This window comes from Nodularia sp. UHCC 0506 (assembly GCF_034931045.1).
Taxonomy (GTDB): Bacteria; Cyanobacteriota; Cyanobacteriia; order Cyanobacteriales; family Nostocaceae; genus Nodularia.
Genome location: NZ_JAYGHH010000005.1, coordinates 1 through 10,142, shown reverse-complemented (window position 1 = coordinate 10,142; position 10,142 = coordinate 1). Strand labels below are relative to the sequence as shown.

16 protein-coding genes are annotated in these 10,142 nt (G+C 40.6%); 6 read left to right on the top strand and 10 right to left on the bottom strand.

The features are described 5' to 3' along the window. The 6 genes from VB654_RS05415 to hoxE all read right to left on the bottom strand — a co-directional run. Positions 1–442, bottom strand: a 442-nt coding sequence (locus VB654_RS05415) for a hydrogenase maturation protease (protein WP_323212523.1), incomplete at its 3' end; no start/stop codon positions are given. A 117-nt stretch (positions 443–559) separates the two neighbouring features. After that, entirely contained in the window at positions 560–2,011 is a 1,452-nt protein-coding gene (locus tag VB654_RS05410) for a Ni/Fe hydrogenase subunit alpha (RefSeq protein WP_323212522.1), read from the bottom strand. Positions 2,012–2,145: 134 nt separating this feature from the next. Continuing rightward, positions 2,146–2,691, bottom strand: a complete 546-nt coding sequence (locus tag VB654_RS05405) for an oxidoreductase (RefSeq protein ID WP_323212521.1) — start codon at positions 2,689–2,691, stop codon at positions 2,146–2,148. A gap of 69 nt (positions 2,692–2,760) precedes the next feature. After that, positions 2,761–3,483 (bottom strand): bidirectional hydrogenase complex protein HoxU, encoded by a 723-nt coding sequence (gene hoxU, locus VB654_RS05400; RefSeq protein WP_323212520.1) that lies wholly within the window; start codon positions 3,481–3,483, stop codon positions 2,761–2,763. Between the two features lie 61 nt (positions 3,484–3,544). Then, complete coding sequence (locus tag VB654_RS05395) at positions 3,545–5,146, bottom strand: NuoF family protein (protein ID WP_323212519.1); 1,602 nt, start codon at positions 5,144–5,146, stop codon at positions 3,545–3,547. Continuing rightward, complete coding sequence (gene hoxE / locus VB654_RS05390; protein ID WP_323212517.1) at positions 5,133–5,672, bottom strand: bidirectional hydrogenase complex protein HoxE; 540 nt, start codon at positions 5,670–5,672, stop codon at positions 5,133–5,135. The genes VB654_RS05395 and hoxE overlap by 14 nt, the downstream gene beginning before the upstream one ends. 252 nt (positions 5,673–5,924) lie before the next feature. Between hoxE and VB654_RS05385 the strand changes: the two genes are divergently transcribed. Beyond that, positions 5,925–7,007, top strand: coding sequence for an ATP-dependent 6-phosphofructokinase (locus VB654_RS05385; protein WP_323212515.1), 1,083 nt, complete (start codon positions 5,925–5,927; stop codon positions 7,005–7,007). Positions 7,008–7,138: 131 nt separating this feature from the next. Then, the gene (locus VB654_RS05380; protein ID WP_323212514.1) at positions 7,139–7,390 is read left to right on the top strand and encodes a hypothetical protein; all 252 of its coding nucleotides are present in this window, start codon (positions 7,139–7,141) and stop codon (positions 7,388–7,390) included. 57 nt (positions 7,391–7,447) lie between these two features. On the opposite strand, the gene VB654_RS05375 is transcribed toward VB654_RS05380, so the two are convergent. The 3 genes from VB654_RS05375 to VB654_RS05365 are packed head-to-tail and all read right to left on the bottom strand — an operon-like array spanning position 7,448 to position 8,116. Continuing rightward, the gene (locus VB654_RS05375) at positions 7,448–7,660 is read right to left on the bottom strand and encodes a type II toxin-antitoxin system HicB family antitoxin (protein WP_323212513.1); all 213 of its coding nucleotides are present in this window, start codon (positions 7,658–7,660) and stop codon (positions 7,448–7,450) included. Between the two features lies 1 nt (position 7,661). Beyond that, positions 7,662–7,910 (bottom strand): type II toxin-antitoxin system HicA family toxin, encoded by a 249-nt coding sequence (locus VB654_RS05370; protein ID WP_323212512.1) that lies wholly within the window; start codon positions 7,908–7,910, stop codon positions 7,662–7,664. Between the two features lie 26 nt (positions 7,911–7,936). Further along, positions 7,937–8,116 (bottom strand): hypothetical protein, encoded by a 180-nt coding sequence (locus VB654_RS05365; RefSeq protein ID WP_323212511.1) that lies wholly within the window; start codon positions 8,114–8,116, stop codon positions 7,937–7,939. Positions 8,117–8,225: 109 nt separating this feature from the next. Between VB654_RS05365 and VB654_RS05360 the strand changes: the two genes are divergently transcribed. Both VB654_RS05360 and VB654_RS05355 read left to right on the top strand, forming a co-directional pair. Continuing rightward, positions 8,226–8,408 (top strand): BrnT family toxin, encoded by a 183-nt coding sequence (locus VB654_RS05360; RefSeq protein WP_323212510.1) that lies wholly within the window; start codon positions 8,226–8,228, stop codon positions 8,406–8,408. Between the two features lie 113 nt (positions 8,409–8,521). Then, positions 8,522–8,722 carry a hypothetical protein gene (locus VB654_RS05355; RefSeq protein WP_323212508.1) on the top strand — a complete coding sequence of 67 codons (201 nt, stop codon included), beginning with the start codon at positions 8,522–8,524 and terminating at the stop codon, positions 8,720–8,722. On the opposite strand, the gene VB654_RS05350 is transcribed toward VB654_RS05355, so the two are convergent. After that, positions 8,716–8,871 (bottom strand): hypothetical protein, encoded by a 156-nt coding sequence (locus VB654_RS05350; RefSeq protein ID WP_323212507.1) that lies wholly within the window; start codon positions 8,869–8,871, stop codon positions 8,716–8,718. The genes VB654_RS05355 and VB654_RS05350 overlap by 7 nt on opposite strands. 97 nt (positions 8,872–8,968) lie before the next feature. Here VB654_RS05350 and VB654_RS05345 point away from each other — a divergent pair, with 97 nt between their 5' ends. Together VB654_RS05345 and VB654_RS05340 are read left to right on the top strand one after the other, a co-directional pair. Beyond that, positions 8,969–9,244: a hypothetical protein gene (locus VB654_RS05345; protein ID WP_323212506.1), complete on the top strand. Its 276-nt coding sequence runs from the start codon at positions 8,969–8,971 to the stop codon at positions 9,242–9,244. Continuing rightward, the gene (locus VB654_RS05340) at positions 9,223–9,642 is read left to right on the top strand and encodes a type II toxin-antitoxin system VapC family toxin (protein WP_323212505.1); all 420 of its coding nucleotides are present in this window, start codon (positions 9,223–9,225) and stop codon (positions 9,640–9,642) included. Before VB654_RS05345 ends, VB654_RS05340 begins: the two co-directional genes overlap by 22 nt. Positions 9,643–10,142 lie beyond the last annotated feature (500 nt).

Genomic DNA, 10,142 nt, shown 5'->3' with positions numbered 1-10,142 from the left:
GCGAATTGGAATTTTCGTCTATAATTTGGGTAATTTTTTGTAAGGCGATCGCCACTCCAATTTCCGCAATTGGTGATAGACTATATCCTAATTCAAAGTTGACTCCTGGCACTTTAATCCACCAAGCCGGCGGACTATAATTATACAGGGCTTGAGTTAGAGCCAAGAGCGATCGCGGATCGGCTGTATGTCCAGAGATGATGTTACAAGATGTCGGGGAAAGGGATTGTATTTGTACTTGAGAACTTTCGGAAATTAAACAAGCATCAATAAATATTGCTAAATTAGTATGGGCTAAAATGTCAGCCAGTTCGGGGGTGAGTTGGTGAACAGCAATGGATTTTACCTGTAATAGATGCAAGGTTTTAGCTACTTTTTGACCAATACCATCATCACTACGTAATTCATTACCATAACCTATAGCGATAGCTTGATAGTTCATTTTATTTAGTTTAATTTATGTCACGCAGAGGCGCAGAGAGAATGAAGGTTTGAGAGGGTAGTTGGAGTTTATTAATTAAAAATTACGAATTACGAATTACGAATTACGAATTACAAATTATTCTCGCCAAACTTCGTTAACTATTCTCCCATTTTTATCAATTAATTGAATATGTAATGGCATTTGTCCGGCTGCATGAGTTGAGCAACTTAAGCAAGGATCAAAGGCTCTGATTCCGGCTTCTACTCGGTTTAATATTCCTTCAGCAATTTCTGCGCCATGAATAAAATTTCGGGCAATTTGCGCCACTGTGCGATTCATTCCTAGATTATTTTGACCTGTGGCAATTATTAAGTTGACTTTCTCCATTAAACCATTTTTATCTACTTGATAATGATGAAATAATGTTCCTCTGGGGGCTTCACTTACTCCCACTCCTGATAATTGATTAATGCCAGCATCAGCCCGCAATCTATTTGATAGTAAATCTGGGTCATCTAATAAAATTTCTATATGCTCAATTGATGCTAAAATTTCAATTAATCTGGCGTAGTGATAGAAAAATGATGAGTTAACTGTGCCTTTACCTCTGTCTCTATATTCCCTTAATTCTACATCAGCTAAAGGTGTACCAATGTGACTACAAATATTCAGCCGGGCTAGGGGACCAACTCGATAAATCCCACTATTTAAATTACAATGATCACTCTGGTCAGGATAACCCAAAGGTCGATAGTAAGGAAATTTTAAATAAGAATAGGATTCAACTGCTTCACCAATGAATTCTTGATAATTAGTGGGGTCGAGTTGATCAGCTATAATATTTCCGGCGCTATCGACAAAACGAATATGTCCGTCATAATTTTCCCACAAACCATCAGGAGTTACTAAACCCATAAATAAACTCGGAAAATTTCCGAAAGTTTGGGCTTCTTGTTGATAATTATTGAGTAATTCTTTAAATCGACTCAGTGCATTTAATACTGTGGTGCGTGCTTCCGGGATGCGGTGCTGAATATGGGTGCGTCCTTCTGGGGATAAGGCTTCGCGCACACCACCAGGAACCGCCCATGATGGATGTATTTTTTGTCCTCCTAATTGTTCAATAATCTCTTGTCCAAATTGACGCAGGCGGATTCCTCCACGGGCTAGTTCTGGTTCGGCTGCAATTAAGCCAAATATATTGCGTTTTGTGGGGTCGCTATCCATTCCTAATAATAAGTCTGGGGCGCTGAGGTGAAAGAAACTCAAGGAATGGGATTGAATGATTTGGGCTAAATTCATTAACCGCCGCAGTTTTTCGGCTGCTTGAGGAATTGTAACAGACAGGATGCGATCGCCTGCTTTGGCTGAGGCTAATAAATGGCTTACGGGACAAATTCCACAAACTCGCGCTGTAATTCCTGGCATTTCCCACAGGGGACGACCTTCGCAAAATTTCTCAAATCCCCGAAATTCTGTAACATGAAATTTGGCATCGCTGACTTGTCCTGTATCATCTAAATAAATACTGATTTTGGCGTGTCCTTCTATGCGGGTAACTGGGTCAATAACAATTTTTTTAGACATAAATTTTATTGTTTAAATTGGCGTTGCTAAATGAGCATAAAATTTAATAATGTACCAGGTGCAGAGGTAAAGATTGAGTTTTTTGTTTTTTGGCTATTTGATCAGATATAATATCTCTCGTATCTACGTTTAAATTAGCCAAATTTAATCAATGCCCGTCCTTCTAGTCGTGGTTTTTGTCCTCTTAATAGCGGCTCTAATGTTGCTTTAATTCGAGTTGCCGAGGGTGGACACCCTGGCAGATAAATATCAACTGGTACTACTCTATGTACTGGAACTACCCGGTCTAGTAATGTGGGAACAATACCAGGTTCGTGGGGAATTTGTCCGTGAACATCGGCGGCTTCGATGTAACAGCGCTGGAGGACTGGTTCGGCACTGCCTAAAGGGTTGCGTAAAGCGGTAACATTGCCAGTGACAGCACAATCACCAAAGGAAACTAAAATGTGCGATCGCTCTCTAACTTGGTGTATCATTTGTAAATGATCTTCGTTGGCTACTGCACCTTCAACTAAGACTACATCTACTCCTTGGGGATATTCTTTAACATCAGCAAAGGGGCTATAAACTAAGTCTACTTGTGCAGCTAAATCTATTAGCCATTCGTCTAAATCGAGAAAGGACATATGACAGCCAGAACATCCGCCTAACCAAACTGTTGCTAGTTTTAAATGAAACATAATAGTTCGTAATTCGTAATTCGTAATTCGTAGTTCGTAGTTCGTAATTCGTAGTTGGGGAGTTAACAGTTATTGTTTAAGGTTCCATTGGTGTTTCTCTCTGGCGGTGACGAGGAAATCTAGTTTGGTGCGATCGCGTTTCATTTCTGCGACGCTGGAACCTTTGTCAAACAAAGCACCTGTGGGACAAGCATCAACGCATTTACCGCAAGAAGTACAAGTTGGCGAAGTTCCCCAAGGTTGATTTAAATCGGTGATGACGTGGGAATTTGTCCCTCTTCCCGCCATATCCCAAGTGTGTGCGCCTTCGATTTCATCACAAACACGGATGCAACGAGTGCAAAGAATACAACGATTGTGGTCAACACCAAAGCGATCATGTGAAACATCAACTTTGCGATCAGGGAAATGATAATCTAAACGCACATGATCCATACCCATCTCAATTGCTAAATCTTGCAATTCACAATTACCATTAGCAACACAAACCGAGCAAATGTGATTACCCTCAGCAAACAGCATCTCGATAATTGTACGCCGATATTTTTGCAAGCGATCGCTATCTGTCCTCACCTCCATCCCCTCAGTCACCTTAGTCACACAAGCAGGTCGAAGCTTATTACTACCAGCAATCTCCACCAAACATAACCGACAAGCCCCCACATCACTAACCCCCTGCAAATGACACAAAGTTGGAATATAAATCTCAGCATCCTGCGCCGCTTGCAGAACAGTCTCCTCCTCCCGACCACTAACCAAACGCTCATTAATAGTTAAAGTCTTAACAACCATCTCACCTTCACCTCCAAAAAACTCCGCGAACCTTTGCGTTAACCTCTGCGCCCCTTTGCGTTTAAATCAAAGCCAAATACTCATCCCGAAAATACCGCAAAGTGCTAAAAACCGGATTAGGCGCAGACTGACCCAAACCACACAAACTCGTATGCTTCACCATGTCGCATAACTCCTCCAGCAACTCCAAATCAGCCAGAGAAGCCTCACCCACACTAATCCTCGTCAACAAGTTATATAACTGCACCGTCCCGACCCGACAAGGAATGCACTTACCACAAGACTCATCCATGCAAAATTCCATAAAATAGCGGGCGACATCCACCATATTCGTACTTTCATCCATGACAATCATCCCCCCCGAACCCATAATGGAACCAAGTTCAGTCAGAGATTCATAATCCACCGGACTATCAAAAGCCGATGCGGGAATACATCCCCCAGAAGGACCACCAGTTTGCACAGCTTTCACCACACCATTCTCAGGTACACCACCGCCCATGACTTCTACAATTTGCTGTAAAGAAGTTCCCATTGGCACTTCAATCAAACCAGTGTTAGTGATTTTCCCAGCTAAAGCGAAAACCTTTGTACCCTTGCTTTTTTCAGTCCCAATACTGGCGAACCATTCCGCACCATTACGGATAATTGGGGCAACATTGGCGTAGGTTTCGACGTTATTAATTAACGTTGGATAGCCCCATAAACCAGACTCAGCCGGGTAGGGTGGACGGTCATGAGGAGTACCACGTTTCCCCTCAATCGAAGCCATTAAAGCCGTTTCTTCACCACAGACATAAGCCCCCGCCCCGATGCGAATATCAATTTTAAAATCAAAGCGAGAGTCAAAAATTTGACTTCCCAAAATGCCAAAGCTTTGGGCTTGACTAATTGCAGTTTGCAGACGACTAATAGCAATAGGATATTCGGCGCGAATGTAGATATAGCCGTAATTTGCACCTACAGCATAAGCTGCGATCGCCATTCCTTCTAAAACCCGATGCGGATCACTTTCGAGAACACTGCGATCCATAAACGCCCCCGGATCTCCTTCATCGGCGTTACAAATGACAAACTTGCGTTCTCCCTCGGCTTTCGCCACAGTCGCCCATTTCAAACCTGTCGGATAACCAGCACCACCACGTCCCCGTAAACCACTGCGGGTAATAGAGTCTACCACCTCGCTAGGAGTCATTTCCCGCAAGACATGGTAAAGCACCTGATAACCTTGGGCTGCAATATAAGATTGAATCCGTTCTGGATTAACTTTGCCACTGTTTTCTAACACAATGGACATTTGAGATGTAAAAAATGGATGTGTTAAATCACTCTGTGAAACTGTTGTCTCTCCCCCATTGAGAGCAGTAATAATTGAGGGTGCATGATCAGGTGTAACTTTTTCGTAGAGCGTAATTATACTTTCTGGTTCAGTATTGTTCTCCACTTGTACTAATGGCCCTTGACAGCACAAACGCATACAGCCAACGCCATAAACTTCAACTTGTTCGGCTAATTTTTCTGCTGTTACAGCCTCTTCTAAACGCTGTTTGACTGCTTGTGAATTAGTAGCTAGACAAGCAGCTGCAATACAACAGCGAATTTGCACAGGTTTCTGTGAATCAGATTCTTTGCGGGCAGTTTCGTTTAATTCAGCTAGATCCATTTTGCAGCCATCCTTTGATGCATTCGCCAACTGATTCCGGGGTTTGGTCGCCTAAAACGGTATCATCAAGTACTACAACAGGCGCAATTCCACAAGGGCCGAGACACCTAGCTGTTAGCAGTGAAATTTGACCATCTGCCGTAGTTTCACCAGGGCGGATATGTATAGATTTTTCTAAATTGTTCAGAATTTCTTCAGCGCCTTTGACATAACAGGCTGTACCTGTACACACCATGCAACTATGCACGCCAGTAGGTGCAAGTGAAAAAAAATGGTAGAACGTCGCCACGCCATAAACTCTACTAGGTGGTAGTTTTAATTGGTGCGCGATGTAAACTAATACATTGTTTTCTAAATAGCCAAAAAGCTCCTGTGCTTTATGCAATATCTCAATCAGTGCATCCTGTTGATACTGATAGCGTTTGATTGTTGCTGATAGCATTTTTAAACGCTTATCCTCGTGAGGATGGGTTGCTGAAGACGCTTTTGCTGTGTTGTTACTTTTAACAGCAGATGCTGAATTCATTGCTATCGCCTCTTTGTTGCTCCCTGCTCCAAGTCTAACAATCCATTAAGATGATAGAAGAACAATTTGACCAACTTGTGACGAAAGTTAAACTTAATTTTTTGATGTGTTGTGGTTAACTAATATCAAGAAAAAACAGCAACAAATACAATTATTTTTTTTGAATTGATGATTTCATTTGTCTTCACCATTTAGATAGATTTTCTGGTTTGTAATTGATAGAACAAAGTTTGAAATTGAGGTGTCATGACTATGCAAAAACGACTGGGTATTCTTACCAGTGGTGGCGATTGTCCGGGACTAAATGCTGTGATTCGGGCAGTTGTGAGTCATGCTACTCTCACCTATAATTGGCAGGTATTAGGTATTCCCTATGCAACCAGAGGACTTTTAGAAAGAAAGACTATTCCTCTGGGCATACATGGTTTAGACCTCCGTGGTATTGACCCTTTGCTGAATATGGGAGGCACGATTCTTGGTAGTATTAATAAAGGGGATACTCTGGCTCATGCTGAGGAAATTATTGCTGGCTATCATGCTTTAGAATTAGATGCTTTGATTGGGATTGGTGGAGATGGGAGTTTAGCAATTCTTACTCAACTGCAAAGTTTAGGAAATTGGCAGTTTGTGGCGATTCCCAAGACGATTGATAATGATGTTGGTCAGACAGAACGAGTTGTAGGCTTTGATACTGCGGTAAATACCATTGTTGATGCTTTGAATCGTTTGACGTTTACAGCTGCTAGTCATGACCGGGTAATGATTGTGGAAGTAATGGGACGCAAAGCCGGACATTTAGCGCTACAATCAGGGATTGCCGGGGGTGCAGATGTGATTTTAATTCCCGAAATTCCCTATTCAATTAGAGGTGTGTGTGAGCATTTGGCAGAATTGCGCGATCGCTGGGAACGCAGATTTGCAATTGTTGTTGTCGCAGAAGGCGCTCAAATAGCTATAGATTCATCCACATATCCATCCTGTGAACGGCCATCCTGTGGTATGGGTCAATATATCGCCAATGAGATTCGTTTTTGCAGTGGTGATCAAATTGACATTCGGGTTTCTGTTTTAGGACATATTCAACGCGGTGGTATACCCTCAGCTTTAGACCGTTTGATTGCTACAGCCTTTGGTAAAGCGGCGGTAGATTTGTTAGCTGATGGACAATCTGCACAGATGGTAGCTTGGCAAAATGGACAAGTCGTTGCTGTTCCTTTAGAAGCAGTTTTGACTTCCAGTCCATGTCTTGTAGATCCTAATAATTTCTTAGTGCAAACTGCGCGATCGCTCAGTACTTACATTGGTAACACTACTCAACCTATCACCAAAATTTAATGTACATTTCCCAAGCGATCGCCTCTGGTAAGCTTGGCTAATGTACTCTTTGCAACAAAAGCGTAGATACTCACAGGATGATAGTCTGTGTATATTTAAATTAGGGTAACAGCAATATAAACAGAAGATGTATGTCTAATTATCAAGATGTGCTGGAGCAAGCTAAAAACCTTACTCCTGAAGAACAACTTAAGCTAGTTAAAGATTTATCAAGTTCAATTCTTCAACTGGTGACGATGACACCTAAGCCAAAACGCAGCATTCTAGAGTTACGTGGTTTAGGTAAAGACATCTGGAGTGGAATTGACGCTCAAGAATATGTCAATCAGGAACGTGATTCATCGAATGGCTTTGAATCAATTGATAGGTTGAGTATTTTTTAATGTGGCGATCGCCTTCGGTAAGCCATGAGCATATCACCAAATAATTGCCATATTCAATTAAGCAGACATCAAGTGCTGTTTTGGTTCAGGAATTTGACGACCTAATGCTTGAGCAGTTTCAATCCATTCCTGCATAATAATTTCTACATTTTGCAGTGCTTTTTGATAAGTTTCCCCATCCGCAGCACATCCAGGTAATTCTGGAACCTCGGCGATAAAGGCTTGGTCTTCTTGACTCCAATAGAGTATGATTTCATAATGAAGCATCATTTTAACCTCCTAGCTGGTATTTGATAATTACTGCACGAACTTGTTTAACTTGATACGCTTTGGCTTGAGAACCTTTAGGTTGAAGATTCAGAATTTCTTCTATTCCTTCTTGGGTAAAAATATGATGACTTCCGCGAACACGTTCATCGAACCCTAAACTGCATAACAGTTGACATAGTTGGGTAAATGGAATGTTTGCATCAGATGTACCCAATAAAATTTTAGCGAGGAGTTTGTCTTGTTGGCTCACAACTTATAATATTTTCCCTGAAATGCTTATAATAACCGCAAGCGATACCTAAGCGATCGCCTCTGGTAAGCTTGGCTAATGCACTCTTTGCAAATTTGCCAAAAGCGTAGATACTCACAGGATAATAGTCTGTGTATTGCGATCGCACTCTTCATATTATCAAAGCGATCGCCTTCGGTAAGCTTGGCGTTACCCAGATTTCTCATAAATATCCAAATAGCGATACCTACGGTAAACTACCGATAACGCTGTCAAAGTATAAAATTATGGTATATTTCTGACTTAAACTTATTTAATCTCCTGTAATTTATAAATTTGCGTTATAATTTTGATTGGAATCCAGTAAAAGAAAAACAGAATATTCGTAAACATCAAATCAATTTTCGTTTAGCATCAACTGTTTTTCTTGATCAATATCAATTAAGTTTATATGATGAGGAACATAGTGATTATGAAGACAGGTGGATTACTATAGGTTTAGATGAAACGTGTATTTGAAGAGTGGTTATTCATACTTTTGAACAAACAGATGAAGACTCATGTTTGATTCGTATTATTTCAGCACCAAAAGCAACTTTTAATGAACAACAGAATTATCAAGGAAGAAAGTTATGAAAGCAGAATATGATTTTTCCCAAGCTGAACAAGGTAAGTTTTATAATGCTGATGCGACTTTTCATTATCCGATTTACCTTGAACCAGATGTTGAGAATTTTCTCAAGAAAATTGCTCAGGAAAAGAACATTGATGTGCAAATCTTAGTCAATGAATGGTTGAGAAATAATATTAAGTTAATTGAAAGTATTCAGTAAAAGCGAACTGACAAGTCAGCGCTGGCGCGATCGCACCTCTCCACACCTAAACAGCGATCGCCTCTGGTAAGCTTGGCTAATGCACTCTTTGCAAATTTGCCAAAAGCGTAGATACTCACAGGATGATAATCTGTATATTGCGATCGCACTCTTCATATTATCAAAGCGATCGCCTCTGGTAAGCTATGCTAAACCCTGGGATATTGTTATAATTTGAGTAATGCCTAATGAGAGAGAACTGATATTGTGAACTCTACATTTAACTGGAAACCTGAGCAGACTTTATGGGAAAAAGTCATAAATCTAGCTAGTGAACGTGGTCAATCTCCTGAATCAATTATCAGTGAAGCTGTGAGATTATACGTGGAAACACAATCGCTAGAACTTGTTAATGATGATGTTTCTGATCCATTAATTGGCTTATTCTCAGCAAACCCTGATTTAGCTATCAAGTCAGAAGATATTCTCCAAAATGATGTTAGTGAAAAATCAGGTTGGACATGGAAAGAAACCCATCAGTAGCTGATACTGGCTTTGTTGTGGCATTGTTGAATCGTTCAGATACAATGCACAATATTGTTACAAAAATATACATACAACAAACGGAAATTTTATTACCACAAACAGTACTAGCAGAAATAGCTTATCTAGTAGGAAAGAATGCAGGTGTAAAGACAGTAGTAGCGTTTTTACAAGGACTATCTGCAAGCCGATTTACTTTAGTGGCTTTGACAGATAAAGATATCATGCGTGTAGGCGAAATATTGAATGAGTATGCAGATAGCCGAATTGACTTTGTAGATGCAAGTGTTATGGCTATAGCTGAACGCTATGGGATTATACAAATATTGACTTTAGACCAGCGAGATTTTAGATTATTTCGACCGAAACACTGTAAGAATTTTGATATTATACCCTAAAAAAAGAATAGTTAACATAGGTGCGATCGCCTCTGGTAAGCTTGGCTAATGCACTCTTTGCAAATTTGCCAAAAGCGTAAATACTCACAGGATAATAGTCTGTGTATTGCGATCGCACTCTGCATATTATCAAAGCGATTCCTACGGAGCGCTTCGCTATCGCACAAGTCTTGATCTGCTGGTTTCTATTGTAATCCCAACCAACCCCGCAAAAGCTCATTTTTAGAGTATTGCGTCATAAACATCATTCTCAGCGTTATCCCAAACCTCATCCAGTGATGTTTGACTAGCTTGAAGCCAAAATTCAGTTTTATCATCAAGAACTAGAGTCACTAAGGTTGAGAATATCCTTAAACGCTATCGTGTCACTGAGTTTTTCTCAACTACGATTACTGAACAAACGCAAATAGCAACTCGTCAAATGGGACGAGGACGACCCTCGAAAAATACTTCACAACAACAAATTACTTCCATACAGCTTCAACTTCGTATCGAACAAA

Excerpts from the sequence above, each read along its gene's own strand:
- VB654_RS05410 (WP_323212522.1), bottom strand. The coding sequence starts at position 2,011 with ATGTCTAAAAAAATTGTTATTGACCCAGTTACCCGCATAGAAGGACAC.
- VB654_RS05405 (WP_323212521.1), bottom strand. The coding sequence starts at position 2,691 with ATGTTTCATTTAAAACTAGCAACAGTTTGGTTAGGCGGATGTTCTGGC.
- hoxU (WP_323212520.1), bottom strand. The coding sequence starts at position 3,483 with ATGGTTGTTAAGACTTTAACTATTAATGAGCGTTTGGTTAGTGGTCGG.
- VB654_RS05395 (WP_323212519.1), bottom strand. The coding sequence starts at position 5,146 with ATGGATCTAGCTGAATTAAACGAAACTGCCCGCAAAGAATCTGATTCA.
- hoxE (WP_323212517.1), bottom strand. The coding sequence starts at position 5,672 with ATGAATTCAGCATCTGCTGTTAAAAGTAACAACACAGCAAAAGCGTCT.
- VB654_RS05385 (WP_323212515.1), top strand. The coding sequence starts at position 5,925 with ATGCAAAAACGACTGGGTATTCTTACCAGTGGTGGCGATTGTCCGGGA.
- VB654_RS05380 (WP_323212514.1), top strand. The coding sequence starts at position 7,139 with ATGTCTAATTATCAAGATGTGCTGGAGCAAGCTAAAAACCTTACTCCT.
- VB654_RS05375 (WP_323212513.1), bottom strand. The coding sequence starts at position 7,660 with ATGATGCTTCATTATGAAATCATACTCTATTGGAGTCAAGAAGACCAA.
- VB654_RS05365 (WP_323212511.1), bottom strand. The coding sequence starts at position 8,116 with ATGAGAAATCTGGGTAACGCCAAGCTTACCGAAGGCGATCGCTTTGAT.
- VB654_RS05355 (WP_323212508.1), top strand. The coding sequence starts at position 8,522 with ATGAAAGCAGAATATGATTTTTCCCAAGCTGAACAAGGTAAGTTTTAT.
- VB654_RS05340 (WP_323212505.1), top strand. The coding sequence starts at position 9,223 with ATGGAAAGAAACCCATCAGTAGCTGATACTGGCTTTGTTGTGGCATTG.